The sequence below is a fragment of the Paraburkholderia fungorum genome (assembly GCF_046026025.1).
GTDB classification, from domain to species: domain Bacteria; phylum Pseudomonadota; class Gammaproteobacteria; order Burkholderiales; family Burkholderiaceae; genus Paraburkholderia; species Paraburkholderia fungorum_E.
In genome coordinates, this window is the sequence record NZ_JAQQFL010000009.1 from 185,076 (window position 1) to 211,578 (window position 26,503).

General features: G+C 60.4%; 26 protein-coding genes. 18 read left to right on the forward strand and 8 right to left on the reverse strand.

All coding sequences use genetic code 11. The features are described from left to right. The first annotated feature begins 14 nt into the window (after nt 1-14). The 3 genes from PQR67_RS12965 (at nt 15) to PQR67_RS12975 (ending at nt 4,285) form a co-directional block, all read left to right on the forward strand. Nucleotides 15-1,796, forward strand: a complete 1,782-nt coding sequence (locus tag PQR67_RS12965; protein WP_408459207.1) for an ABC transporter permease subunit — start codon at nt 15-17, stop codon at nt 1,794-1,796. A 26-nt stretch (nt 1,797-1,822) separates the two neighbouring features. Beyond that, nucleotides 1,823-3,364, forward strand: coding sequence for an AMP-binding protein (locus PQR67_RS12970; protein WP_408459209.1), 1,542 nt, complete (start codon nt 1,823-1,825; stop codon nt 3,362-3,364). 84 nt (nt 3,365-3,448) lie between these two features. After that, nucleotides 3,449-4,285: an IclR family transcriptional regulator gene (locus tag PQR67_RS12975; protein WP_408459341.1), complete on the forward strand. Its 837-nt coding sequence runs from the start codon at nt 3,449-3,451 to the stop codon at nt 4,283-4,285. A gap of 987 nt (nt 4,286-5,272) precedes the next feature. Here PQR67_RS12975 and PQR67_RS12980 read toward each other — a convergent pair. Next, entirely contained in the window at nt 5,273-5,872 is a 600-nt protein-coding gene (locus PQR67_RS12980; RefSeq protein ID WP_408459212.1) for a TetR/AcrR family transcriptional regulator, read from the reverse strand. Nucleotides 5,873-6,305: 433 nt separating this feature from the next. Here PQR67_RS12980 and PQR67_RS12985 point away from each other — a divergent pair, with 433 nt between their 5' ends. Beyond that, nucleotides 6,306-6,641, forward strand: coding sequence for a hypothetical protein (locus tag PQR67_RS12985; RefSeq protein ID WP_408459215.1), 336 nt, complete (start codon nt 6,306-6,308; stop codon nt 6,639-6,641). Nucleotides 6,642-6,897: 256 nt separating this feature from the next. Continuing rightward, nucleotides 6,898-7,464 carry a hypothetical protein gene (locus tag PQR67_RS12990; protein WP_408459218.1) on the forward strand — a complete coding sequence of 189 codons (567 nt, stop codon included), beginning with the start codon at nt 6,898-6,900 and terminating at the stop codon, nt 7,462-7,464. Nucleotides 7,465-7,726: 262 nt separating this feature from the next. Here the strand turns inward: PQR67_RS12990 and PQR67_RS12995 are convergent, their stop codons facing one another. The 3 genes from PQR67_RS12995 to PQR67_RS13005 all read right to left on the reverse strand — a co-directional run bounded on the left by PQR67_RS12995 (nt 7,727) and on the right by PQR67_RS13005 (nt 10,192). Then, a complete protein-coding gene (locus tag PQR67_RS12995) occupies nt 7,727-8,176 on the reverse strand; it encodes a hypothetical protein (protein ID WP_408459221.1) in 450 nt (149 codons plus the stop codon). Nucleotides 8,177-8,198: 22 nt separating this feature from the next. Further along, on the reverse strand, nt 8,199-8,933 hold the full coding sequence (locus PQR67_RS13000) for a hypothetical protein (protein ID WP_408459224.1): 735 nt from the start codon (nt 8,931-8,933) through the stop codon (nt 8,199-8,201). Between the two features lie 77 nt (nt 8,934-9,010). Beyond that, entirely contained in the window at nt 9,011-10,192 is a 1,182-nt protein-coding gene (locus PQR67_RS13005; protein WP_408459227.1) for a lysozyme inhibitor LprI family protein, read from the reverse strand. A gap of 100 nt (nt 10,193-10,292) precedes the next feature. Here PQR67_RS13005 and PQR67_RS13010 point away from each other — a divergent pair, with 100 nt between their 5' ends. Together PQR67_RS13010 and PQR67_RS13015 are read left to right on the forward strand one after the other, a co-directional pair. Then, nucleotides 10,293-11,045, forward strand: coding sequence for a tetratricopeptide repeat protein (locus tag PQR67_RS13010; protein ID WP_408459230.1), 753 nt, complete (start codon nt 10,293-10,295; stop codon nt 11,043-11,045). Nucleotides 11,046-11,110: 65 nt separating this feature from the next. Next, nucleotides 11,111-11,377 carry a GNAT family N-acetyltransferase gene (locus tag PQR67_RS13015; protein ID WP_408459344.1) on the forward strand — a complete coding sequence of 89 codons (267 nt, stop codon included), beginning with the start codon at nt 11,111-11,113 and terminating at the stop codon, nt 11,375-11,377. 79 nt (nt 11,378-11,456) lie between these two features. On the opposite strand, the gene PQR67_RS13020 is transcribed toward PQR67_RS13015, so the two are convergent. Then, a complete protein-coding gene (locus tag PQR67_RS13020) occupies nt 11,457-12,200 on the reverse strand; it encodes an SDR family NAD(P)-dependent oxidoreductase (RefSeq protein ID WP_408459233.1) in 744 nt (247 codons plus the stop codon). 11 nt (nt 12,201-12,211) lie between these two features. Further along, nucleotides 12,212-12,625: a DoxX family protein gene (locus tag PQR67_RS13025; RefSeq protein WP_408459236.1), complete on the reverse strand. Its 414-nt coding sequence runs from the start codon at nt 12,623-12,625 to the stop codon at nt 12,212-12,214. A 93-nt stretch (nt 12,626-12,718) separates the two neighbouring features. Between PQR67_RS13025 and PQR67_RS13030 the strand changes: the two genes are divergently transcribed. The 4 genes from PQR67_RS13030 to PQR67_RS13045 all read left to right on the forward strand — a co-directional run bounded on the left by PQR67_RS13030 (nt 12,719) and on the right by PQR67_RS13045 (nt 16,523). Further along, the gene (locus tag PQR67_RS13030; protein WP_408459347.1) at nt 12,719-13,099 is read left to right on the forward strand and encodes a winged helix-turn-helix transcriptional regulator; all 381 of its coding nucleotides are present in this window, start codon (nt 12,719-12,721) and stop codon (nt 13,097-13,099) included. Between the two features lie 392 nt (nt 13,100-13,491). Further along, nucleotides 13,492-13,761: a glutathione S-transferase family protein gene (locus tag PQR67_RS13035; protein ID WP_408459350.1), complete on the forward strand. Its 270-nt coding sequence runs from the start codon at nt 13,492-13,494 to the stop codon at nt 13,759-13,761. A gap of 260 nt (nt 13,762-14,021) precedes the next feature. Then, nucleotides 14,022-14,765 carry a YoaK family protein gene (locus tag PQR67_RS13040; RefSeq protein ID WP_408459239.1) on the forward strand — a complete coding sequence of 248 codons (744 nt, stop codon included), beginning with the start codon at nt 14,022-14,024 and terminating at the stop codon, nt 14,763-14,765. A gap of 318 nt (nt 14,766-15,083) precedes the next feature. Next, the gene (locus PQR67_RS13045) at nt 15,084-16,523 is read left to right on the forward strand and encodes a DEAD/DEAH box helicase (protein WP_408459242.1); all 1,440 of its coding nucleotides are present in this window, start codon (nt 15,084-15,086) and stop codon (nt 16,521-16,523) included. Nucleotides 16,524-16,601: 78 nt separating this feature from the next. On the opposite strand, the gene PQR67_RS13050 is transcribed toward PQR67_RS13045, so the two are convergent. Continuing rightward, on the reverse strand, nt 16,602-17,177 hold the full coding sequence (locus PQR67_RS13050) for a TetR/AcrR family transcriptional regulator (RefSeq protein WP_408459244.1): 576 nt from the start codon (nt 17,175-17,177) through the stop codon (nt 16,602-16,604). Nucleotides 17,178-17,322: 145 nt separating this feature from the next. Here PQR67_RS13050 and PQR67_RS13055 point away from each other — a divergent pair, with 145 nt between their 5' ends. The 5 genes from PQR67_RS13055 to PQR67_RS13075 all read left to right on the forward strand — a co-directional run bounded on the left by PQR67_RS13055 (nt 17,323) and on the right by PQR67_RS13075 (nt 23,305). Beyond that, nucleotides 17,323-18,006: a glutathione S-transferase gene (locus PQR67_RS13055; RefSeq protein WP_408459246.1), complete on the forward strand. Its 684-nt coding sequence runs from the start codon at nt 17,323-17,325 to the stop codon at nt 18,004-18,006. A 173-nt stretch (nt 18,007-18,179) separates the two neighbouring features. Then, nucleotides 18,180-19,979 carry an L-arabinonate dehydratase gene (gene araD / locus PQR67_RS13060; protein ID WP_408459353.1) on the forward strand — a complete coding sequence of 600 codons (1,800 nt, stop codon included), beginning with the start codon at nt 18,180-18,182 and terminating at the stop codon, nt 19,977-19,979. A gap of 17 nt (nt 19,980-19,996) precedes the next feature. After that, nucleotides 19,997-20,731: a ribonuclease activity regulator RraA gene (locus PQR67_RS13065; protein ID WP_408459249.1), complete on the forward strand. Its 735-nt coding sequence runs from the start codon at nt 19,997-19,999 to the stop codon at nt 20,729-20,731. 69 nt (nt 20,732-20,800) lie between these two features. Continuing rightward, nucleotides 20,801-22,126: an MFS transporter gene (locus tag PQR67_RS13070; RefSeq protein ID WP_408459251.1), complete on the forward strand. Its 1,326-nt coding sequence runs from the start codon at nt 20,801-20,803 to the stop codon at nt 22,124-22,126. Between the two features lie 111 nt (nt 22,127-22,237). Further along, nucleotides 22,238-23,305, forward strand: coding sequence for a LacI family DNA-binding transcriptional regulator (locus PQR67_RS13075; RefSeq protein ID WP_408459254.1), 1,068 nt, complete (start codon nt 22,238-22,240; stop codon nt 23,303-23,305). Between the two features lie 7 nt (nt 23,306-23,312). Here PQR67_RS13075 and PQR67_RS13080 read toward each other — a convergent pair whose 3' ends face one another. Continuing rightward, complete coding sequence (locus PQR67_RS13080) at nt 23,313-24,209, reverse strand: LysR family transcriptional regulator (RefSeq protein ID WP_408459257.1); 897 nt, start codon at nt 24,207-24,209, stop codon at nt 23,313-23,315. Between the two features lie 104 nt (nt 24,210-24,313). Between PQR67_RS13080 and PQR67_RS13085 the strand changes: the two genes are divergently transcribed. Then, complete coding sequence (locus PQR67_RS13085; RefSeq protein ID WP_408459260.1) at nt 24,314-25,222, forward strand: HpcH/HpaI aldolase/citrate lyase family protein; 909 nt, start codon at nt 24,314-24,316, stop codon at nt 25,220-25,222. A 44-nt stretch (nt 25,223-25,266) separates the two neighbouring features. Further along, nucleotides 25,267-26,472, forward strand: a complete 1,206-nt coding sequence (locus tag PQR67_RS13090; protein WP_408459263.1) for a CaiB/BaiF CoA transferase family protein — start codon at nt 25,267-25,269, stop codon at nt 26,470-26,472. Nucleotides 26,473-26,503 lie beyond the last annotated feature (31 nt).

The following is a 26,503-nucleotide window of genomic DNA, read 5'->3' on the forward strand; positions in this document are numbered from 1 at the left end:
GCCAAGGAAAGATCATGACTATTGCCCTTGAGGCGCAGCCGTCCCACGAGGCCGCGCGCCCACGTCGGTTCGGATGGCTCACGAACGTGGTTCGCTTCCTGCCGATCGTCCCGACGCTGCTGTTTCTGCTGTTCTTTTTCATCGTGCCGGTCGGCGAGATACTGCAAGGGGGCCTCTTTAACGCGGACGGCACGTTCGGCCTCGGCCAGTTCGAGCGGATTGCACGCACGCCGGTCTATGCGAAGGTGCTGTGGATCACGTTTTCGATCTCGTTCCTCACGGCGGCTATTTCGATCCTGCTCGGCTATCCGGTCGCGTATCTGCTGAGCCGCTTGTCACCGCGCGCGCGTGAGCGCTGGCTGCTCTGGATCATGCTGCCGTTCTGGACCAGTTACCTGGTAAAAACCTATGCGTGGATGCTGTTACTGTCGAAGACCGGCGTGCTGTCCACCATCGCGCTCGCGCTGGGTCTCGTCAGCGAAACCAGCGGCACGATTCCGTCGCTCACCGGCGTATTGATCGGCATGGTTCACGCAATGCTGCCACTCGCGGTGATGACCATGTTGCCCGTCATGCGTGGCATCGACGATCGTCTCGCGCAGGCTGCCGAGACACTGGGTGCCGAGCGCGGCATGAGCTTCTTCACCGTGTTTCTGCCGCTTTCTTCGCCGGGTGTCGCCGCCGCGGGGTTGCTCGTGTTCATTTCGAGCCTCGGTTTCTTTATCGTTCCCGCGCTGCTGGGTTCGCCGAAGGAAACGATGATCGCGCAACTGGTGATTTCGTCGGTGCTCGAACTGTTCGATATGCGCTTTGCCGGCGCATTGTCCACGGTGCTGCTGCTGTGCTCGATTGCGATCTTCCTCGTCTACGACCGGTTGGTCGGACTCTCCTCGCTGACGGGTGAAGTGCAGGACAAGCGCCGCGGCTCTCGCGCACAAGGCCTGAAGCTGGCGATGCTGATGGCGGCGGGCCGTTTGACGGCGCCGCTCGTCAAACGGCGCATGATGCGTCCGGCGAACGACGGTGGGGGCGTGGGCCCGCTGCGTATTTATACCGTCGCAGTACTGATGGTCCTGGTTGCACCGGTCCTGTCGGTCATCCCGTATGCCTTCACGCGCAGCGACTTCATTGCGTTCCCGCCGAAGCTGTTCAGCTTCAGATGGTTCGGCACATTCCTGCAGTCGCCGGTATGGCAGAGCGCGCTTCTTCGTTCGTTCGAGGTAGGTCTCGGCACGGCGATACTCTCGCTTGCGCTGGGTTTCGGCGCGACGCTTGCGCTGACCCGTATGTCGCAACGCGCGAGCAAGCCGCTGTTCGCGCTGCTGGTGGCGCCACTGATCGTGCCGCGTATCGTGGTTGCGGTCGGCTTGCTGTATCTGTTTGCTAATCTCGGCCTGACGGGCACCAATCTCGGCCTCGTGATTGGACACACCGTGCTGGCGATTCCTTACGTCGTTGTGACGCTTGCGGCCGGTTTTCGCCAGTTCGACTGGCGTCTCGACGACGCCGCGAGGGTCATGGGCGCGTCGCCCGCAAGACGCATTGCGACGATCGTGCTGCCATTGCTGATGGCGAGCGTGACGGCGGCCTTCCTGTTCGCCTTCATCGTTTCATTCGACGATCTGACGATTGCGATTTTCGTTAGCGGTGGTATCAACACCACGCTGCCCAAACAGATGTGGGACGACATCCAGCTTGCCATTACACCGACACTCGCAGCGGTATCGACGACGCTCATCGTTCTGATCGCTCTGGTGGTTTTCATTTCCTCCCGGCTGCGGCACGCAACGCGCTAACGGTACGGTTTCCACTCTATTTGACCATGCACAGCTATTCCGAATACTTCCCCCAACGTCATCCGCACGATGCGCTGGATTGCGCGCCGCTGATCGCCGCCGGTTTGCGCAGCAACGCGCCGGGCGCCGTGCTCCATTTCGACGAACACGCGGTGACGCGCGCCGAAGCCGCGCAACGCATCGCCCAATTGCAGCGCTGGTTCGCGGACCAGAAGCTGGTGGCGGGGGACCGCGTCGCCGTGATGCTCGGCAACAGCGCCGAGCATATTCACCTCATCTATGCGCTGATTCTCAGCGGCCTGGTGTGGGTGCCCGTCAATACGAAGCTGCGCCGCGCAGGGCTCGAGTATCTGATCGAGCACGCGGAGCCGAAACTGTTCGTCTCGGAACCCGCGTTCGACGAGGTGACCGATAGTATCGAGTGCGGCAACGCGCGCCGGGTCGAGCTGCCGGCTTTCGATCCCGACGATACCGGCGCAACGGTCTTCACTCCTTCTATCGATCCGGCCGACCCGTTGTGCGTGATCTATACGTCCGGCACGACAGGCGCGCCCAAGGGCGTTGTCTTTACGCATCGAATGATGCGGATCGCGAGTGAGGCAGCCTTGCAGGTCGCGGAGGTCCGTGCGGGCGACAGACTGTTCTTGTGGGAGCCGCTGTGCCATATCGGCGGCGCGCAGATGCTGTTGCTGCCCTTTCTCGAAGTGCTCGAGTTGCACGTCGTGCCGCGTTTCTCCGCAACCCAGTTCTGGGCGCAGATTGCCCGCTCACGGGCGACGCAATTGCACTATCTCGGCGGGGTGCTCGACATCCTGATGCAGCTTCCGGACGACGCTCAACCGGATACGCACACGCTTCGCGTAGCATGGGGCGCGGGTGTCGGCGCCTCGGCGTGGACGGCGATCGAGTCGCGTCTGCAGGTTCGGCTGCGCGAGTGCTACGGCATGACCGAGTGTTCGAGTTTCGCCACGCTCAATGCAAGCGGCAAACCCGGCTCGATCGGCAGGGCGCTGCCATGGATCGAGGTGGCGCTGCTCGACGAGAACGGCAACCCGGTCGCGGACGGCGAAGCGGGCGAAATCGTACTGTCGAGCCACGTGGAAGGCACATTCTTGCCGACCTACCTGAAGAACGAAGACGCAACCCGCTCCGCGCTGCGTAACGGTAAGCTGCACACCGGCGACAGTGCGCGGCGTGATGCCGACGGCGATCTGTTCTTCGTCGGCAGGCGCACGGATAGCATGCGCGTGCGCGGTGAGAATGTATCGGCGTGGGAGATCGAACGCGTATTCGCGCAGCACCCGGCCATCCGGGCGAGCGCGGCGATCGGCGTTGTCTCGGCGATCGGCGAGCAGGACATTCTGCTCAACGTCCAGTTCAAGGACGTCGCCGTTGACTGGGAGTCCGTGCATGCGTGGGCGGCGGAGCGTCTCGCGAGCTTCCAGTTGCCCCGTTATTATCGGGCGGTGACGCACTTCGAACTGACACCCAGCGAGCGGGTTAAAAAGCACCTGCTCAAACGCGATGTCAGCGATGCCTGGGACCGATCGACGAGTGTGGTCGCGTGACGCAAGTTATTGCCTATAGATAGGTTAATATCTTCATGCGATAATTGGAGCCTGTTAGAACAACAGGTTTTCATCGTGACCACTGTGCCGCCCCAAACTCCCCGCAAGAAAAAGAGCGACTCGGCTTCCGTGCCGCAAGCGCCCGCTGATCCGACAGCGTCGTCGCTGTACGTGCAGTCGGTTGAGAAAGCGATGACCGTGCTCACGGCTTTCGACGGCAGCAAGCGGCAGTTATCGCTCTCGGAGATCGCGGCGCTCACCGGCTTCGACATGAGTGCGACCCAGCGCTTTACGTTCACACTCGCGGCGCTCGGCTATCTGTTCAAGGATCCCGAAAGCCGCAAGTATGAGCTGTCACCGAAGCTGCTCGATTTCACGTACCACTATCTGACTTCGAACGATCTGGTCAGCCGCGCCACGCCCTATTTGCAGCAACTCGGATCTGAGACCGAGGAGGCCACCAACCTCACGGTCCTGGACGACACCGATATTATTTTCGTGCTGCGAATTGTCAGCCGCAACGTCTTCAATGCGCATGTCATCACCGGCTCGCGTTTGCCGGCTTATTGCACGGCGCCGGGACTGGCTATTCTCGCGACCTTCGACGACGGCGAGGTCGACGATATTCTTGCCCGTACGAATCTCGTTGCGTACACGGCCGCCACGGTTTACCAGCCGCGCAAAATCAAGGAGCGCATCACCCAGATTCGCAAGCAAGGCTACGCACATGCGGAAGACGAATACTTCGTCAGCGACATCTCGACCGCCGCGGCGATTACCAATGCGAAAGGGCGTGGGGTGGGGGCGGTCAACATCGCCGTGGCGCGGCCGCGGTGGCAGGCGGATCGCGATGAGCGCCGCTTTGCCGACCTCGTGATTTCGACGGCCTCGGCGATTTCATCGCGGCGAAGGGCCGATTGAGGTTCTGTTCTTTTCTTCGACGGGCGCGTTGTCGCCGCACGTGAAAAAACCCGTCGTGTTCTTATGGATGTACCTGGGGTCAATAATCGTTTAGGGTTGTTCAACAAGTGACGGACAAGACCATGAAACGCTTTGATGACTTATTTTTTCCTGTGGTCTGACAGATTGCATTTTCTCTTTATCAGACTCATGGAAGCTTTTTCTTCGTTCAATTTGGGGTTCCGCACTTGCGACTGCGGGTCGTCGGTCGGATATACAAATGACGGGTCCCTCGTGAGCGAATCGGCAGCCGATTCCGGTAAACCGGGTGGGAAGTAGCGTGATCGATTCAAAGATGCGAGCGGTTAGGAGACAGAACCGGAAAGCCAACGCCGACAACCAATTGCGCTCGTCAGGTGAGCCGCCGCGCGTTAGCCCCTGCTGTTCGAGGAGTCGATCGGCGAACGGATCAAGCTCCTGCGAATGTCGCAGGAAACCGCTTCCGTAACAACGGAAGCTTGCTACGCTGTTTGGCGATCAACGCTTCAAACCATGGACGAATGCTTCTGATCCCAACTCCAGTCAACAAGTCGCAGACCGGAGTGGTAGCATTGGCTGACGCAGGAAGAAGCAGAATTGCGGTGCTGGCGGCCAACGCGCCGGGGATCAGCAGACCATACACATAGGCGCACAATCTGGTTGTTTCAGGTTCTGGCAGTGCCTTCGGAATCGCCAGAATCTTTAGCCGACCTCATGGGTCGTTTTTTTTGTCCCGGATTATGCGAAAAACGAACATCGTCATACTCGCGATCGGCAAAGGAGGGGCGATCCCGACCTTCCTCACGCGGCGCACGGAGCTGCTTCTGATGTCGGGCAGTTAACTGTTATCGACTGGTCCGCACGGAGCACTTCGGCATGGATCTCAGCCGGGCGCACGTTCTTCGTGTCGAGTGGGACCGGCAGTCGCGCCAACCTTGTCGAGTGAACGTCCGATGAAAATTGCGACGATCAACTTGCGGTGCTGGCGCGGCTGCCGGCACCCGGTTCGATGTTGAAATCCCGCAGCATCACTTCAACAGCCCCCCATGCGCGCAATGCCGAGGACGGGTCATTGAATGCCCGTGCCTCTACCGTTGCGCCGTCGAGCAGCATCATGCAGACGCTGGCGAGTTGTTGAGCGCTGGCAGGCGGCATGTACTCTCTTAGCATCGTTCCGATCCAGCCCACCATTTTTTCACGATAGCGAATCGCCACCTCTGAAACTTTCGGATAGGCGGTACCAAATTCGGCAAGGGCTCGCTCGAACAGGCAACCGGCAAACTCAGGCGTCTGGAACCACGCTTCGTACCAGTCGAAAACCGCCTTGACCTGCTGGACTGGATTTCCCGTTGCCTGGACACGCTTCTCAAGACTATCGATGATGAAGTGATACCGCTGCTCCAGCACCTCGCGTACGAGGTCGTCCTTGCCGGCGAAATGACGGTACAGGGTCATTCTTGCGACGCCCGAGTCGTCGATGATCCAGTCGACGCCGACCGGATGAAAGCCATGCTTCGAAAACAGTTCGGTGGCCTTGTCGACCACCTGCTGGCGCTTGCTTTCGCGCATTTCGGATACTCCCGCGATATTGGGCGCCAGTTTAGCACTGATGCCTGCTACGGATGATAGGTGCTTGAAACGTTAGGCTCGGAAGCTGTCGATTTCCAGCAAAGCAGAACGATCTATATCATTCCGACCTGTTGCAGATCGGAAATCTCAACCATTTGAAAGCGAAAGCGTAATGACGATGAAAATCCTATGCACGTCGCGTCTCCACTCAAAACTCGCTCGGCGCGGACACCCTCCGTCATCGTGATTGAATGGGCGACAGGGGCAAAGGACAGCAAATCAATCATGGACGGAGTTCGGACTTGACCTGGAGATATACCGATCTATATCATTTGGTATCTAGCTTGGTGATTGCTGGCGCGGAGCGCGAGATCGATATCCGGCGCGCTCGTGAGAGGCATGCAAATAACGATGACGCTATGGGAGTAAGTGTATGTCTTTGAGAAAGCGCAAGGCGGTGGCAGTCATCCTGCTGGCATTGGCGGTCGTGGGCTGCTCACCCGCCCAGAATAGATACACAATGACCCCGGAAGAAGTGAAGCTCTATCACCTTCAGCTCCAGCAACAGCAGGAACAAGCGTCGAAGTGGGCTACTGCGCATCCCGCTGAAGCGAGGGCGCTGTGGGACAAGAATGCGCAGTCGATTGAAGATAATGACCGGAACTTCGCGCGATTCAAGAGACAAACTCCGCAGCGGCCGCAACCCGATCAGCAGCACATGTGCTCACAGACCTTTGGATCGACGGTTGGCCTTGTGCCGTGCCCGTAGGGTCAGTTTAGTCGGGGGATGTGCTGTCGCACCCAGGTCGCACGAGTTGTGGAGATAGCGTCTGACGGACAATGGGTGGGATGGCGCCCCGAAGATTCTGGCGTCACCCCCATCCATCGGGATCTTCTCTCCTGGAGCCTGGATTGTGGCCGCATTCCGTCTCGCGACGTGTCGATGGTGAAGCGCTCAGCCACTGCGTGGTGTGGGGCATTTCGCTGGCCGGCGTCGTGAATTTCTTTGATCGAAGGTGCTGCCGATGTCGAAAATACGGATTGTGTTGACGGCTCTGACGGCGATCCTGGCTGCTCATTGGGCTGCAGCCTGGACGCCGGCCTATGGCGCGAGCAATGATGAAGCGATGGTCAATGAGCCTTTCTACACGGGAGACAGTGGCCTCTGGGTCCTGATGCACGACGCCCGGAATGACGGCTACCAATGTTCCGTCAGTTTCGTGACCACCAACGGAACATATTCAATTCACGGCCCGGTGGACCCAGAGATGGCAAAGACCGGGAAGGGGACGTTGTGGTTCGACAGCCCGAGCATTCCCAGGACCGATAACTCAACGCAGCGCGTGATGCTTGCTGTTCATGGGAATGGCGGTGCGCTCAACTGGCCCGCCCTGCAGACCACCATCGGCAATGCGCCTCACGGCACGTTCATGGTCGCCGTCCAGATCATGTCGGTGCTCAAGGACAAGGCAGACATGAACGACCTTTCGGTTTCGTTCGCTGGCAAAGAGGTGTTCCGGGCCCAGCTGGTTGAGCAGCAAAAGGCTTATGCACGGCTTAGCGAATGTATGGCGGCGCGCTCGGGAAACTGACATCAGCGACCTGTTGGTGAGCCTTGCAGCTCTTCTCGGGCAACCTATCCGGCTTGAGCAGAGCTGAGCGCTGATTACGCCAGGAGCCATCAACAAGCTTGCCCGTGCAGATCGGTCAGATCAACGGTGATGCGGGCACTGTCTTCCAGGCGGTCGATCAGGTAGGGACGCCGACGACCACACAGCCAGCGCGACCTTCGTGATTCTCCTGATCATTTTCTGTTTCCGGTTGATTCGGTTCATAACCTCGAATGGCAGGCACTCACATTCCTTGCGGTACCGGCTGGAATCCAGGCGACGCGAAGCCGCCTTCCCTGGTGCCGCTCAGCGTGGCGCCACTGCAGGTCCACGCGAAGCGCTCGTACGTATAGTTCGTCATGATCCAGCGATTGCCGATCGCATCGCCGCCCGGCGCGCGAATCTCCCAGCCCACCTCGACGTTGTAGTGCGCTTCGTCGCGCCCGTTGCTCGCGACGCCCTCGGTATCGACCTTCTTCTCGCGCGTAGCACTGTCTTTGAACGGTTGAGGACCGTCTTTCGCGCCGGTCATGTGTTCCGCGTACATCTGGCGCAGTTTCTCCACGCACGCGTCGAAACTGGCGAACGATTGCGTAGGCATGGGCATCGGCGGTATGTGGCCGCTCGCCTGGACCGACGACGCGAACAGCGTCGCGACGCTCAACGACAATAATCTTGCGTCCAACGACTTCATGATGAGGCTTCCTCTTCGAGCGTCAAAGACCGACTTCGCGCACGTCGAGCTTCGACATCGGAATCGCGGACTCCATCACGATCTTCAACGCGTTGCCGGGCGTGATCGCCTCCTTCGCCATTTCCATGGCCCGCTGTATTGCGAGTCCATAAGCGATATGCCAGTCGTCGAAACGGTTGCCGCAATACTTGCCGACATTCGGTTGCAGTATCGGCCAGAAGGTCTGAACGAACTCGACCGGCAAGTTCCCCGCGCGCTCACCAGGATAACGAGGAACACCGAATCCGCCACTGGCGCAGGTTTTCGTCACATGCACGAAAATTTCGTCGAGCTCCGGAAGCTCGCCGCCCAGATGCTGCACCTGTCCCACTCCCAGCGACCAGATCGAGTACGAACTCTCCGCCAGCGGCGCGTTGAGCTCGTCGCCGAAATAGAAAACTCGCCCCTGCCCGTTCTTCATGAAGTGAAACGGCAGCGGTTCGTTGCGCTGGTCATACGCCGCGCGAATACCCATCTGGCAGGAGAAGCCGGCGAGCGCGCCGAGCCCCGTGAACAGCGATTCGACGTTCACACCCCGCTCGGTCTTCAGCATCTCCATGAGCCGGTGAAACACTTCCTGACCCGCGACCTTCGCGCCGATCAGCGGATCGTCGGCCTGCATTGCCGCGATGGTGCGCAACATCGCGGTCATGGCCGGATGTTCCCGCTCGTGCGGTTGCGCGTCCGCTTTGTCGGCGTATGGATTCTCTGTCAACATGATTCTCCTCATTAAGGACTCAGGTCGAGGGCGTCGACGCTCGCGCCCTAGTCAATTCACCGCAGGCGTGCCTCGCGTCATTTGCCGCTTTGCTTCGCGACTTGCGCCGGGGGATAGTGGCTGTCGGTGAGGCACACGCGCAACCAGTCGAGGGCGACGCCGGCATCAGCGTCCGTGTCCAGTTGTGGCCAGTTTTGCGACGAAGCGGTACGCCCCGGCGACTGGGCAGGATGCCGATTCCACTGCGCGGTGGGATCGGCAGGATTACCCGCATCGGGACATTGACCGGCATCGGCCTCGCCATCGCCACATACGGCGACTTCTTCGAGCTTGCCTCGCACGACGTTCGCAACCGACTGCACCTGCGAGACATGCCCGCTCGCCCAATCGTCCTGCACCATGCACACCCGATCCAGATTCTGATAGCGGCGCACGCCAAAGCATCCATAGGAGAGCGTGCCGCCACCAGGCAGGAAATCGCAGCTCATATCGAAACCCGCAAAGGCCCCGCCCGTAAATTGACCGAGGAACTTTCGCTGCGCCGACGCCAGTTCGATCAGGTGAGGCAAAGCCGGATTGGCATGCGACGTTTCCGTCAGCTCCGCGGTCCGAGATCGCATGGCTTGAAGCAGAGATTGCGCCAGAGCGCCTTTATCCGGCGCGCCGGGGAAATCCATCGTGCCGTCGAATCCTTTGTCGCGCGCGCTAATCCAGCGCTTTTGATTGCGGACCAGCATGACCCGGATTTCCGTGTCGCTTCCGGCTTTGGCAAGGATTTTCGCGTACGCCTCGCCCATTGCGGCATCGGCATTCTGCAGGTCCTTATGCGCACAGATGAGACGCTCGACCGAGGACGCCGCCTTTCGACAATCGATCGCATAGGCACTTGATGTCGCCATGCCTAACGCGATAAATACACACAGCAATACACCTGATTTCATTTCGAATCCCTGAAATAAAATGTGCCGCCTGCCGATTCCTGATCGGAGCAAAGAAACTCCTGTCGATACTTTACGACAAGTCCCATACTTCGATGGCCAGCACCTGTGAGGCCCGGCATCGGCAATCCTGTCGGCATAGCGAACGAGTTCGCCCTTAAAGCCGGGAAAATAGATATTTGTCGCTAAACGCCCGGTGAAGGCACTGCGGAAGTTTGTCAGGCAGCACCCAGTGCCCAACGATTGCCGCAGAAATAGCGGTTTTCGATCCGTGAGCCGACGCCCTTGATTAATCGGTTTTTCGAGCGCTACCTGTGCCACGACACATATCTGATTGACACATGGTAGACCGATTAGTATCTTTACGTACGCAGTCAGGCCATCACATCACCTTTATGTGACACTATTTCGTCATGTCGTCGTGAAGCGCTTCATCACCCGCAAGTGGCGCCGGCTTGGCATCCCATTTCAAAACGGAAATACCACGCCGATGAAATTCTTGTCCCTCCCCCGTCTCGCGTTCGGTGTCGCGGTCATACTTTCCTTGATCACACTGGGCGGATGCGCGGTGCCCTCATTCAAGACGCAGGCCGAGCGTGAAGCCGACGTGGCTGCACACGAAAAAGCCGCCGCGGAATCTGGCAATGTGATGGCCGAATACCTTTACGCCTCGCACCTCGTAGGTCAGAACGACCTCGCCGGGGCCTTCGTCTATTTCCTGAAAGCCGCGCAGGCCGGCGATGCTTTGGCACAAGCAAAAGTCGCCGGGTACTACTACTACGGAAGTGGTGGCGTAACCAAAGACTATGCCGCCGCCGCGTCATGGATGCGGAAATCCGCCGAACAAGGCAACGAACGCGCGCAATTTTCGCTGTCTACCATGTATGCGGAGGGGGTAGGCGTGCCGAAGGACAAGGCCAAGCAGATTGAATGGCTGGAGAAGGCGGCCTGGCAGTACAACCGCGACGCGCTGAACGCCCTTACTCGCGTGGGCGATCCTCACAGAGTCGTGCCGCAGGTGGAAGCGAACAGAGAGGCGTTCCTCCGGGAACAGAACGCGAAGGTTCAGGCCGAACGGCTCCAGCAGGCGGTACAACAGCAGAATTCTCAACCAGCGCAGCAGCGGATGTGCTCGGTGAATAACGGTCAGGTAACCTACCAGGTACCGTGCTGAGGGAATGGCGCTGATTCCCTCTCAACGTCCTTGAACGGCCGCCCGTCAGATCAGACGTTCAAACCATAGTCGGGACTCTCACGTTGATCTCCTCCCGTCTTCCAACGGGAATGCGAGCATGGATTGAAGATGTAATCGTCGATCCAGATGCTCGCGGTCTTGGTGTCGGAGTATCTCTATGTCAAACCGCCATCCGGCACGCAACCGAACTCGGAGCAATAAGTATCGACCTGACCTCGCGTCCGCCTCGGGTCGCCGCGGACTGGCTCTATCAAAAGCTAGGGTTTCGGCGAAGAGAGACCAATGTTTATCGTTATACCGTAGCCCCTTAGAGATCGACTTTCGAAGAACGCGACCGCGAGCGGATGGAGCGGTGGGATCAAGAGACGAAGTGCGGTCATCCTTTTCGGCTTACCGCGCGCTGTCGATAATCATGCCGCCGTCAGGCGTAAGGCTGTATCCGGTCAGGAATTGCGCATCCTTGCTAGCGAGGAACAGGACCACCGGCGCAATGTCGTCTTCCGGCGATCCGTAGCGGCCGAGAGGATTGGCCGGTGGGGGGACATTGGCTTCCGCGTCCCATGTTTCGGCCACCGGCAGGACGTTGTTCACAGTGATCTTGTCGGCAGCCCATTCGCGCGCGGCGGTTCGGGTTAGGGCGCGCACCGCCTCTTTGGCCATGTTGTAGGGCCCATAACCCACCAGGCCGATGACGCCCGCCATTGAGCCGAAGTTGATGACGCGCCCCTCTCCGCTCGCCTTGAGGTACGGGTAGGCCGCCTGCATCGTTCTCAGGTATGCAATCGGACCCGTTTCAAAATTACGCTGCAACTGCTCCACCGACAGACCAATGATGGACGAGAACGGCGCGGACGGATCGAACGCATTGTTGACGAGAATGTCGATCTCTCCGTAGGTGGCGATGACCTTGTCCACCGCAGCCTTGATCTCGTCTGCATTGCCGACGTCACACGGTACGCCGAGCGCCGTGCCGCCCGCTGCGTGAATGTCAGCAACGACCGCGTCCACATTTGTGGGGGTGCGGGAAAGAACGGCTACTTTCGCGCCTTCCGCCGCGAACAGTTTTGCAGTGGCGCGGCCAATACCGCGGCCAGCACCAGTGACGATGGCTACTTTTCCGTTGAGCCGGTCCATTGTTTTCGCCTTCAATTGAGTGTTTCGTGAATTGGTTTTGTCGGGCTAGGCGCATACGGCGACGGAATCTCGCGGGTGTCGTTCTGCGTGACGAACGATGCGATCAACAGCACCAGGCCCACAGCTGCCGGCACGGCGCCCTTGGGGTTACGCACACCGAGATGTGCCATACCTGACAAGAGCAGGTGATAGAAGGTGCCTGCATAGGCCAGGTCACTCAGTGGAACATTCAGCCGTAAGAGAATCGCGGTAGGCCCGAGGATCTTCACAACGATCATGAACGGCACGAGATGAGCAGCGGAATAGCCCAGCTCGGTCTGAGTCTGCTTAACGTAGACTCGCTTGGTCACGTAGATGCAGGCAGAGGCTAGATACAACACCGATAACAATGCCGTGCTGATCCAATACATATAGTTCTCAAACATGAAGTCTTCCTTTGCGAGAAATTCAATCGATGTGCCGTGAGGATGTCGTCTAATATGGAACATCGCAAGTAGGATGAAAAAGTGACTCTTAGTATGGAAAACCAGACTAAAGGCAACGACGAGATCAACATGCACGACGAAATGCGCCGCGCATTCGCGTTGCTCTCGGGCAAGTGGAAGCTGGAAATAATGTGGCTGCTCAACCAACGCGTCTATCGTTTCGGAGAGCTACGCAAGGCGATTCCGGGCATCACGCAGCACATGCTGACGGCGCAGCTTCGCGAGCTAGAGGCGGACGGCCTGGTGTCGCGCACGGTGTTCGCGGAAGTCCCGCCGCGCGTCGAGTACGAGATCACGCCAAAGGCGCGCGGGCTGGGGGCTACGATGGAGGCGCTGATGGCATGGTGGAGCGAGTACGGGAGAACCGTGCCGGCTAGGCCGGCCTTGCGCGGTCGCAAACCCGTGACCAAGTAAATGAGAAAAGAGCGTTGCCTTCGATTGCGCTTTACTGGCAACTGATGCGACGAAAAACTTCGAGCATGTCTTCGATTGGCCGTTCCAGATCGGAAGCTGTCGTATCGCTTGCGGTGAGCCGAGCGACGGGGGCTGGGTTGATACTTTTGAAAAAGTCGGCGACTGAGTATCACACGAGGTTTTCATGGTCTTTCTATCATTAACCGAGGGCGGCGAGCGGTTTGTAGAGCGATCTGAGAGGTCGAATTTGTGGTCCGTGGTGGCAAAACAGCCGGCCGCGACTTTTTCAACAGCATCGGTCGAACTCGGTCCTTCATCGAACTTCCCACTTCTGCCATGAAGCGACGCTCTGGCCAAGATAGTCAAAAATATTGCAGCATGCCGTCGTAGAAGTGCCACGCCGAAAATTGAGGCTCCCACGTTTCACTAACGTAGCCTATCGCGCTCGCGCCTTCTCATGCGCTGAATTGTCCCGGCTATCCGACGACCGAGGGTTTCTGATCGGCGATAGCGTGACATTGGCCGATGTGTACGCCGCCCCAATCCTCGCGTGCTTCACACAGGCACCTGAGGCCGTTTTACTAATGGAAGGATGCGAGAAACTGAATTACTGGTGGCGACGATTCACGACCCGGGACAGCATGTTTCGGACGCAGCCGTGATCAGCCGCGTGCGGCACGCACGGCCACAAAGTGACGTTCGGAATAAGTGACGTTCGGAATTTCAGGGACGCAGTCAGCTATCAATTCATGACCCGACATTCCCATTCCTGTCTGCCGTCCACGACCATGCGGCGACCGCCAGTTGGACAGAGCCGACGCAGGGAGCTAGCCCCGAACGAATCAGATTCGTCGCATGTTAGGATCGACTAACTCCTGCGCAGCCTTTCTGGGCCACGTCGCCGATACCGAGGGTAATCAGCATGCCCATCAACTATCTTCGCGGTTTCACGAAACCTGAGCGCAGCGACGCGACGAATCGCCGCCTCGGGCGATCGCTCGCGTTCGTCGCCGGTGCGGCCAACGCTGGCGGATTCCTTGCTGTGGGGCAGTACACATCCCACATGTCCGGCATTGTGTCGGCGCTTGCCGATAACCTCGCGCTTGGCGACATCAATGTGGTCGTGGCGGGATTGAGCTCCTTGCTGTCGTTCCTTGTCGGGGCTGCCACGTCTGCGATCCTGATCAACTGGGGGCGTCGTAGGCGCCTGCATAGCCAATATGCGATGCCGTTGATGCTCGAAGCGTCGCTGCTTCTCATCTTCGGCTTTCTCGGCTCGAATCTGGAAACGCACCACGTGCTGTTCGTGCCGGCTACCGTCTGTCTTCTCTGCTACGTGATGGGACTGCAGAACGCTATGATCACAAAGATTTCAAAGGCGGAGATTCGGACGACGCATGTCACCGGTCTTGTGACAGATATTGGCATCGAGCTTGGCAAGCTGTTTTATTGGAATGTCGGGGCAATGCCCGGCAATTTGGTCCGCGGAGATCGACAGAAACTAGGACTTCTCGGATCGCTGTTACTGTCGTTCCTGATGGGCGGACTTACTGGCGCGGTAGGCTTTAGACACCTGGGGTTTGTGTCGACCGTTCCTCTTGCGATCATCCTTCTTACTCTCGCCGTTGTCCCAATCGTCGACGATATGCTTGCTCATCGTAGTTAGGCGAAGCGCCAGGCGGCATAGCTTGATAGGTGTCTGCATTCGCGTGCAAAGGATCGACACAGGTATCGACGCCGTCAGCGTTACGCCGATGGATCACGCACAATAATCACGGCGCGTTCATGGCACGCGGCGTCCACGGGCGGGCATCGGGCAAGTGCTGCCCATCGGTGTCTCGTAGTACAGCTTGCCGGCGCGGCGCGACGCCCGGCACCGCTACGTTTTTCAGTGGCGATCAACGTCGATCTTTTTGACCATTGATCTGCGCGGTGCAATCAGACGGTAGCCGCTAGAATTGCGGCTTTAGCCCGGAATACACCCATGTCTTTTGCCTCGCTTGGCCTGATCGATCCCTTGCTGCGTAATCTGCAGGACCTCAATTACCAGACACCTACGCCGGTGCAGGCCAAGGCGATTCCTGCTGTGCTCAGTGGCCGCGACGTCATGGCTGCGGCACAGACCGGCACTGGCAAAACGGCGGGTTTTGCGCTGCCGCTGCTGCAGCGGCTAGTGCAACACGGCCCGGCGGTGTCCAGCAACCGCGCGCGTGTTCTGGTGCTGGTGCCCACGCGTGAGCTGGCCGAACAGGTGCTGCAAAGCTTTATCGAATACGGCAAAGGCCTCGACTTACGATTTCTGGCTGCCTATGGCGGTGTGAGCATCAACCCGCAAATGATGACGTTGCGCAAAGGCGTGGATGTGCTCGTTGCCACGCCGGGCCGTTTGCTGGATCTCAACCGCCAGAACGCAGTGCAATTTGATCAGGTACAAACGCTGGTGCTGGATGAGGCCGACCGCATGCTGGATCTGGGCTTTGCGCGCGAACTCAACGCCGTCTTTGCTGCCTTGCCCGGCGAGCGCCAGACCCTGCTGTTCTCTGCCACGTTTACCGATGATATCCGCGTCATGGCGGCGGGCATTCTGCGCGGCCCCATCAATATCAGCGTCAGCCCGCCCAATGCCACGGCCAGCAAGATCAAGCAGTGGGTGGTGACGGTGGATAAAAAGAACAAGCCTGACCTCTTCATGCACCTTGTGGCTGAGAACAACTGGCAGCACGCGCTGGTGTTCGTCAAAACCCGCATTGGCGTGGATTACCTGGCGGCCATGCTGGATGAAGCGGGCTATGCGGTCGACACCATCCACGGCGACAAACCGCAACCCGCGCGCCTGCGTGCGCTGGAGCGCTTCAAGACGGGTGAAGTTCATATGCTGGTAGCCACCGATGTGGCTGCGCGCGGGCTGGATATCGACGACTTGCCGCTGGTGATCAACGTCGATCTGCCGATCGTGGCGCAAGACTATGTGCACCGTATCGGCCGTACCGGCCGCGCGGGCGCCAGCGGCGTGGCGGTGTCCCTTGTGTGTGCCGATGAAGCACCGCAACTGGCCGCGATCGAAGCGCTGATCCGGCAAACGCTGCGCCGTGAAGAAGAGCCGGGTTTTGAAGCCGAACACCGCGTGCCGCAAACTAGCGCAACGGGCGAGATCATCAAGAAACCCAAAAAGCCCAAGAAGCCTAAAGTTCCGCAAAGTGCGCCGGGCGCCGTGCAGGTGCCCAGCAAAAAACCGCGTCCGCAAAGTGGCGAAAACAAACGCAAGCCTGCGGCGCAGCGCGCTGTGGCCGCGGGTAAAGGCGCTAGCTTATCCAGCGGTAGCCCATTCAGTGTGCAAAAGCCACGCAGCAAACCCGCCGGCAAGCCAGCTTCGGGTTCACCTAAGCCGGCTGGCAAACCCGCCGGTGGCAGCGGAAAACGCTAACCCTGATCCGTAGGGACGAGTAACGCCAGCCCTGGATGCCGATACGTGAGTCCGCATGGGCCGATTTTCTCGCTTCTGCTATGCCGGCAGAAGACCCGCAACGCGATAGCTTTCGATTAGCCCGTCGTAGAGAGAAATATCCGAGCGACTCCTGGCAATGAGCTGAGCACCAGCGACGGCGGCGAAGATGGCGCGAGCACGCCGTTCGCTATCCTCGGAGCTGACCACAGCCGCAGCGGATAGCACCCGGCTCAGCCAGGCAACATTCACATCGGCAAAGGTCTGGACCTCTTTCGTCACCATTTCCGGCAGGTCGTCAGTTTCGGCGGCCATGAAGCTGCACAGGCATATGCGATTACCGCTCTCAAGCGCCTTGCGAAACGTATCGGGATAGTGGCGCAGGCAGTCCATCGGATCCGCGGATTCGGCCAAAAGCGCATCCAGGGTCGCCGCTGACTCCTCCCAATAACGCCTTGCCACGGCTGCCCCAAGATCGGCCTTGCTGGCGAAGTGATGATAGATGCTCGCGGCCTTGATGCCGACATCGTCAGCGAGATCGCGATAATTCAAGCCGCCATAGCCGTGGGCCTGCGCAATCTTTGTGGCGGCCACCAGGATTCGCTCCCTGGAACTCAAGCCTGAGTCGTTCTTCACTACCACCGCCTCCGCAAGCTGGAATGACCGTTGACACAGGGGAGTATAGCCTCTATTGTTAACCTAACGATCGTTAGGTAGGTCGGTGAGCGATATCTCCCCATATCGTCCGACCCCGTGTAACAGACTGCATAGAGAGGCAAGCATGACTTCCAGCACCATCAATTTCGACGTAACCGCACTCCCGCCCATGACGATTTACGATTTCCCCCAGGGACCTTATCCGACACGCGTTCGTATCGCTCTGGCCGAGAAAAATCTGCAATCGCGCGTCGAGTTCGTGATGGTCGATCTTTACAAGGGGGAGCACAAAAGGCCGGCGTTTATCTCCGGGAAAAACTACTCGGGCACACTGCCGGTCCTCGAACTCGACGACGGAACCTGCATCGCCGAATGCACCGCCATTACCGAATACATCGATGCACTCGATGGCGCACCCACGCTGACGGGCAGGACACCGCTCGAAAAGGGCGTGATCCACATGATGAGCAAGCGCGCCGAGCTGGAGTTGCTCGATGCCATCAGTGTCTATTTCCACCATGCCACGCCAGGGCTTGGACCCAACGTCGAGCTCTATCAGAACGCAGAGTGGGGGTTTCGTCAGCGCGACAAAGCCCTGAGGGGCATGCGCTACTTCAATGACGTTCTGACAAAACAGCCGTTTGTCGCTGGGGATGCCTTCTCGATGGCCGACATCACCCTCATTGGCGGGCTGGTCTTTGCGTCGATCGTGAAGCTGCCCGTGCCTGCCGAGTGCGAGGCCCTTCTGGCCTGGTACACGAGAATGCGAGAACGCCCGAGCGTCAGGAACCAGCCGGCGTTCGCCTGAAATCGCAACCGTGACCGGCCTTACCCGGCACGGTTTTCACTTTCTGTTGCACCCGGCACCCGCCTAAGTGGAATCCCTTAGCGACGCTGCCGGATGGTAGCGCTACCATGCGTGTCACCCAGAAGCTTCACCGGATTCAAATCGTGAAGCGTAATGGTATCGCTACCATGGAGATGTCCGTGTCATCGAACCGCAAAACCCCTGAGCAGCTTCGCAGCTACCGCTGGTACGGCGTGAACGACCTGCGCTCGTTCGGCCACCGTTCACGAACCGCGCAAATGGGTTACCACCCGTCGGATTACATGGGCAAGCCGGTGATTGCCGTCGTCAACACGTGGAGCGAGATCAACTCGTGCCACACGCATTTCAAACAGCGCGTCGAGGAGGTGAAGCGCGGCGTCTGGCAGGCCGGCGGTTTTCCGGTCGAAATGCCGGTGATGACACTGGCCGAGCCGTTCCAGAAACCGACCACCATGCTGTATCGCAACTTCCTCGCGATGGAAACCGAGGAATTGCTGAAGTCCTATCCGTTCGACGGCTGTGTGCTGATGGGCGGTTGCGACAAGACCACGCCCGGTTTGCTGATGGGCGCGATCAGCATGAATCTGCCGTCCATCTATCTGCCGGCGGGGCCGATGCTGCGGGGCAACTGGAATGGCCGCACGCTGGGCAGCGGCTCGGACACGTGGAAATACTGGGCTGAATTGCGCGCCGGCAAAATCACAGAAGAAGAGTGGAAGGGCATCGAGAGCGGCATTGCGCGATCGCCGGGGCACTGCATGACGATGGGCACCGCGTCGACGATGACCAGCGCCACCGAGGCACTCGGCCTGACGCTGGCCGGCTTCTCGTCGATCCCCGCAGTCGATTCGCGGCATGCGCAATTTGCTTCGCTGACAGGACAGCGCATCGTCGAGATGGTGTGGACCGATCAGAAGCCGTCCGACATCCTGAGCGCCAAGTCGTTCGACAACGCGGTGACCACCGTGCTTGCCATGTCCGGTTCGACCAACGCGATCGTCCACCTCGTCGCCGTGGCGCGCCGCGCCGGCATCGATCTGACGACGGCACGCTTTGACGAACTGGCACGCATCACACCGGTGCTCGGCAATCTGCGTCCCGCAGGCCAGTATCTGATGGAAGACTTTTTCTACGCCGGCGGCCTGCGCGCGCTACTGGTCGAGTTGGGCGAACTGATCGACGGCACGCAGATGACGGTCAATGGCGCGACGCTCGGCGAGAACATTGCCGGCGCGGAAATATTCGACGACGACGTCATTCGCAAGCGTGCCAATCCACTCGTTGCCAGCGACGGCCTCGCGGTGCTGACCGGCAATCTGGCGCCGGATGGCGCGGTGATCAAACCCGCGGCGATGGAAGCGCATCTGCAGAAACACCGGGGTCCGGCGGTGGTGTTCAAGGACTACGCCGACATGGCGGCGCGCATCGACTCGGAAGAGCTGGTCGTCGCAGCCGATTCGGTGATCGTGTTGCAGCATGCGGGTCCTGTGGGCGCGCCCGGCATGCCGGAGTGGGGCCAACTGCCGATTCCACAAAAGCTATTGAAGCAAGGTGTGCGCGACATGGTGCGGATTTCCGATGCGCGCATGAGCGGCACCAGTTACGGCGCGTGCGTGTTGCACGTGGCGCCCGAATCGTTCGTGGGTGGTCCGCTCGCATTGGTCAGGGATGGCGACATGATCGAGCTGGACGTGCCGGCCCGGCGTTTGCATCTCGCCGTGAGCGATACGGAACTCGCCGCGCGCAAGGCCGCGTGGCAACCGCCCAGGCGGCCGTTCGAGCGCGGTTTCGGCGTCATGCATCAACTTCACGTGACGCAGGCCAACAAGGGGTGTGACTTCGACTTCCTTGAAGAACCGTTGAGTGCAAGCGCGCCGCAAAGTCCGGTGCAGGCCGCGCCGACGGAGCCAGCCTCGCCGGGCACGACGCGTACCGAACCTGAAATCCACTAACTCGACCCAGACCTCTCATGACCGCATCCAAGCTCACCATCAGCGACGCCACACTCGAGCAGCTACGGCACGTCAGCACGGCAACGCTGACCACGCAACTTTTCAAGCGCGGCTTGCGCAACGTATTCCTGCAAGGTGTCGCGCCGCTGGTCAAACCGGCGCCTGGCGCACCTAACGTTGTCGGCCCGGCATTCACGCTGCGCAACATCCCGGCCCGGGAGGATATCGACCACGTCGGCGTGTTCCAGGACTCGGACCATCCGCAGCGCAAAGCCGTTGAAACGGCGCCGCCCGGCAGCGTGCTGGTGCAGGACTGCCGCGGGGAACGCGCGGTCGCATCGGTCGGTTCGATTCTCGCGCTGCGGCTGGCCAAGCGTGGCGTGGCCGGCATGGTTTCGGATGGCCCGGTGCGCGATAGCGGCACGATCGCGGAACTGGGTTTGCCGATCTGGTGTGCCGGCGCGAGCGCGCCGCTGAATCTGGCGAAACATCATGCAGTCGATATGAATGTGCCGATCGCTTGCGGCGGTGTGCCGGTGTATCCGGGCGATATCGTCGTCGCCGATGTGGACGGCGTGGTCATCGTGCCGCGCGAAATGGCAACCGACATCGCGCGTGACGCCACCGAGCAGGAGCAACTCGAGCTGTTTATCACGCAGCGTATCGAAGAGGGCCGGCCGCTGCGCGGCACGTATCCGCCCAACGAGGAAACGCTGGCCGCATACGCCCAATGGCGTGCACAAAAACAATAATGCGCTGACGCTGTTTCGAGCCGTCAATTAGCCATTGCTCGCGCGACCGGCGCGAGCGCAGGAGACACAGTGAATATGACGACACCGGCGATCGACGAATCGCGCCTGATCAATCGCCTGGCACTCCGTTTGATGCCGTTGCTCGGGGTGCTCTATCTGGTCGCCTACATCGACCGTTCGAATATCAGCTTTGCCAAGCTGCAAATGATCGGCAGCCTCGGGCTTTCCGAGGTCGCGTACGGGCTGGGTGCGTCGCTGTTTTTCATCGGCTACCTGCTGTTCGAAGTGCCGAGCAATGTGTTGCTGCACAAGTACGGCGCGCCGCGCTGGATGGCGCGCATCATGTTCACGTGGGGCATCGTCACGATACTGCTCGCGTTTACGCAGAACGCGACGATGTTCTACGTGCTGCGTTTTCTACTCGGCGCGTCGGAGGCGGGGCTGTATCCGGGCGTGATCTACTACCTGACCTTGTGGTTTCCGTCGCGGCATCGCGTGCGCATGCTGGGTTATTTCACTGTCGGCAGCAGTCTGGGCAACATGGTGGGTGCGCCGATTTGCGGCTGGCTGCTCGACAAGGGCGGACTCGCGGGACTGCACGGCTGGCAGCTCGTGTTCATCGTGACCGGCTTGCCGTCGATTTTGCTGACCTTTGTCGTGTTGCGCCTGCTGCCGGCATCGCCGAAACAGGCAAAATTTCTCTCCGTCGACGAACAACAATGGCTCACCGGCACGTTCGACGCAGAACGCGCGCAGATGAAGGAACGCTACGCGGGCCACGCCTCATTGCTCAGCGTATTGACGGAGCCGCGAGTGATCGGCATGGCGTTTTATTACATGATGCTGTCGATTTCCGTCTACGGTGTGAGCTACTGGCTGCCGACGCTGGTGAAAGGCTTCGGTGTCAGCAATACGACCAATGGTCTGCTGAACATCATTCCCTGGCTGATGGCGACCATCGTGCTGGCGTGGTTGCCGTCAAAGCTGCGCGGCGGCAATCGTGCCATCGTCGCGATGCTGGTAGCGGCGCTGCTCGGCGTGGCGTGCTTCCTGAGCGCAGTGTTTCTGCCGACGAACACACTGCGGTTTGCCGCGCTTTGCTTCGGCGCGCCGTGCATGTATCTGCTGATTCCGTGTTTCTGGACGCTGCCGCCGAAGTTCCTGTTTGGCGCGCGTGCTGCGGCCGGCATTGCGGCGATCAATTCACTTGGCAATATCGGCGGCTTCATCGCGCAGAATCTGGTGCCGTGGGTACGTCAGACCACGGGTAGCGTGAAGGCGCCCATGCTGATTCCGGCGACCTGTCTGCTGGTGTTCGCCGTGGTCACAGTGTTCATCCTGCGGCGCAATCGGGGCGGCTCCATCGCGCCAGGCCCTGTGCCCGTAACCGAGTAGATCCGCTTGGGGTCCTTGTGACCCAGCACGTTAGAGCTTCTCGTCGCCGGCGGCCTATGCCGATCTATGGCGGTCTACAATACGCGCGACCCATCACCTAGTCACCGAGCCATGCCGAATCACAAGCCTACCGCCACTGCCAGCCCCGCTATGACGGAGACGGTGGCGCCAGCGAAACGCTTGCGTGGCGGCGCCAAGGGTCTGCGCATCACGGATGTCGCCGCGCAAGCGGGCGTCGCGCCGATTACGGTGTCGCGTGTTTTCAATAGTCCCGAGACGGTCGCGCCCGAAACGCTTGAACGGGTGCGGCAGGTCGTGCAGAAGCTCGGCTATGTACCGAATCGCCTTGCGGGCGGATTGTCGTCGGCGCGTTCGCGGCTGATCGCGGCGATCGTGCCGACCATCTCTCACTCGCTGTTTTCCACCACGATCCAGGTATTCAGCGAGACGATGTCGCGCGCGGGCTATCAGGTGCTGCTGGCCTTGAGCGGCTATAGCGATTCGAGCGAAGAGGCGCTGCTCGACGCGGTGCTGAGCCGGCGCCCGGAAGGGGTGTTGCTGACGGGTGTCGCCCATACGGACTCGTTGCGCGAACGCTTGCGCAACGTGGGTCTGCCGATCGTCGAAACCTGGGATATGACTGACGCGCCGATCGACATGCTGGTCGGCTTTTCGCACTATCAGATCGGCGCCGCCGTGGCCGAACACTTTCTGCAACGGAACCTGCGGGCGCCTGGGCTCGTGCTGGCGAACGACGAGCGGGCGCTCGCACGCCGCAACGGCTTTTGTGACCGGCTTGCGCAGGCAGGGATTCGCAACATTGCCGAGGTGCGGGTGTCGCCACCGAGTTCGATCGCACTCGGCAAAGCCGCATTGCCGACGCTGTTCGAGCAGGCGCCGCAACTCGACGCCGTGTTTTGCGGCTCGGATCTGCTGGCGATCGGTGTGCTTGGCGCGGCGAGGCAGCTCGGCTTGAGCGTGCCATCGCAACTGTCAGTCTGCGGTTTCGGCGACCTCGAATTCGCCACCGAAACGACGCCGCAACTCACCACCGTGCGCGTGGACGGCACCCGCATCGGACTCACCGCCGCGCGCTGCCTGCTCGATCGTCTGGCCGGCGACGATAACGTCAAAGTGACTGACGTCGGTTTTCATATCGTCGAGCGCGAGACGACCTGACGCGGTATTACCTGACTTGCATTCCGGGTTGAGCCGCTCCAACGCTTTCGTCCGCGCAGCGGAGGAAGCCCGCGATCAATCGTCCTCTCGGTGAGGCCCGGTGCCAAAGAACCCCGAAGCGCCGTGGTTCGGTGTTCGCCGGCAACGCTATCTTTGCAATGCCCAATCCCACGGTCAATGGCGACACGATGTCGGGCGCGAGTGAGACGCCAAGTCCACGGTCGACCATCATCGCGATGGCCATCAGCGAATTCAGTTCGAACAGTTCGTGCGGCACGATTTTCGCCTCGCGCAGGTAGTCGTCCGCCTGCTTGCCGCCGCCGAGCGAACGGTCGTAGCGAATGAACGGCTCGCGGCGCAGCAGTTCGTGAGGATCGTCTTTTGCGAGCCGTGACGGGGCGAGTACGACGATCGGCTCTTCTCTCAGCAGATGCCAGTCGTAGGCCTTCGGCAGCGCGAATGCGGGATGCAGGCAGACGGCCACGTCGAGGTCGCCGCGTTGCAGCGTGTCGTACAACTCCATCGACGTGCCTGCCCGGATCAGCACCTTCGCCTGCGGGAAAGCCGTGGCGAAACTGGCGAGCGCGTCGGGCAGCAGGCTGAGGAGGGCCGTGGTGATCGTGCCGATACGTAATTCGCCGGCGGCCTGGCCTTCGAGCGCGAACGCTTTCAACTCGGACAATTCACGAACGAGGCCGCGCGCGCGTTCTATTACGCGATGCCCGGCTTCCGTCGGAATGACCGTGCGTCCGGCGCGCACCAGGAGCGGCACGCCCAGTTCGCGCTCGAGCGACTGGATCTGCTGCGCCACGGCGGCGGGCGTGACGCCCACACGGCGTGCCGCTTCGGCCATTGAGCCGCTATCGACAACCAGCAGGAGATTGGCGAGAAATTCGGTTTCCATAAAGATAGATTATCTACCGTTTAAAGATAGGATTGGATAGTTTATCTAAATCCTGAGCGGACTTAGACTCGTTTCCAGTCGAGCAGAAGAGAAGGACTGGAGACATGAGAAGCAAATTATTCGTGCCGGCGTCGCGCCCGGAACTCTTTGTCAAGGCGCTCGCGAGCGCGGCTGACGCGCTCTCGTTCGATCTGGAAGATGCGGTTTCAGCCGAGCGCAAACCGCAGGCGCGTGAGGCGCTTCGCGATCTGCTGTGCTCAAGCGACGCCACCGGCCAGAGAAAAGTCCTGATCGTGCGCGTCAATGCGCTCGACACACCGTACTGCCGCGCTGACATCGACGCGGTTGTTCAACCCGGTCTGAACCTGATCAATCTCCCCAAGCCCGAAACCGCGGATGACGTGCGGGCTGCCGTAGCGCTGATCGAGCAGGCGGAGCGCGCCAACGGCGTCGTCGCACCGGTCGGACTGCTACTCAATATCGAATCGCCGAAAGCGTTCCGCTGTGCCGCTGAACTGGCTGGTGCGCATCCTCGCGTAAGGGGTCTGCAGTTGGGTCTCGGCGACCTGTTCGAGCCGCTGGGCGTGGCTCGCCGGGAGCCCTCCGCAATTCAGCAGGCGATGTTTGGCCTGCGTATCGCGGCGGGTGAGGCCGGCGTGTTCGCGTACGACTCGGCGTTCGCCAACATCCGCGACGAAGCCGGTTTTCGCGCCGAAGCACAGCTTGCACGTGCGCTGGGCTTTCTCGGCAAGACCTGCATCCATCCGAGCCAGATTGCCATCGCCAACGAGGTTTTTCTTCCCTCAGACGAGGAGATCGAGCATGCAGTGCACGTTGTCGAAGCAGCACGCGAAGCGGACAGCAAGGGGCTGGGCGCGTACGTCGTCGATGGACGGATGATCGATCCGCCGTTCGTGGAGCGTGCGCGTGTGCTGGTCGGCCATGCCGAACGCCTCGGACTTCTCACCAGCCAACAACGCGCGGCGCTCGCCGGCGCGGACCTCGCCCATTGATTTGGGCACGAGCGGCGAAACACTAGAGAGACACGGAGTTCCCCATGCAACGATCGTCGAATCCATCGCCCGCCGAAGCCCGCGGCCCGCTCGCGGGCGTGCGCGTACTCGACCTGAGCGCCTATATCGCAGGCCCTTACGGTTGCACGCTGCTGGCCGATCAGGGTGCCGAAGTGATCAAGATCGAGCCGCCCGTGGGCGACAACCTGCGCAAATATCCGTCGACCCTCGAAGCCGAAAGTCGTGCGTTCCTGGGTGTCAATCGAGGCAAGCGCGGTCTCGTTCTCGACCTGAAGCAACCCGAAGCGCTTGCCGTGCTCAAGCGCCTGGTCGAATCGGCCGACGTGCTCGTCCACAACTTCCGCCCGAATGTGCCGGCGCGCCTCGGAATTGCCTACGAACAACTGCGCGAGCTCAATCCGCGTCTGATCTACTGCTCGGTGACGGGTTATGGCGAAACCGGGCCGAATAAGGAGAAGGCCGGCTACGACCAGGTGCTGCAAACAATGACCGGCATGTGCACCTTGCAGGGAAAGCGTGGTGGGCCGCCGGAGATTCTGTACGGCTCCGTGGTCGATTATTACGCGGCCGCGCTCGTGGCGGCGGGCGTGTCGTCCGCGCTGTTTGAGCGTGAGCGTAGCGGCGCGGGACAGTACGTCGGGGTGTCGCTGCTGCGCAGCGCGCTCACCATGCAATCGGCTCGCATGATCTGGGCCGACGGTGAACCCAAGGACGTCGGCCGTGACATGCGTTCGGGCGGCATCACGGGCATTCATCCGACTCGCGAGGGCTACCTTTATATCTCCGCGAATACACCGCACTTCTGGCAATCGCTCTGCGAGAAGACGGGCCTCGAAGCGCTGGCGCGGGACGAGCGCTATGACACGGTACGCAAACGCGCCCTTCATTGCGACGAGATCGTGCCGACGCTCCATGCCGCATTGCAGGCGCGCACGGCGCTCGAATGGGAAGCGCTGTTCGGCGATGCCGTGCCGTGCGCGGCTGCGCGCAGTGTCGAGGATATGTTCGACGATCCGCAGGTCGTGGCCGAGGAGATGGTGAGCAGTTTCGAGTATCCGGGTGTCGGGCGCTATCGCGGCTTCAGGCAGCCGATCCGTTTTGGCGCGACAGCGGGGCCGGAGCCGGTTGCCGCGCCGGCGTTCGGCCAGCATTCCGATGCGGTGCTGCGCGACGTCGGCCTGACCGATACGCAGATCGCGTCGCTTCGCGCCACGCGCGCGGTGTTGTGAAGGGGCGTTCCATGGATATCCAGCAGCCTCG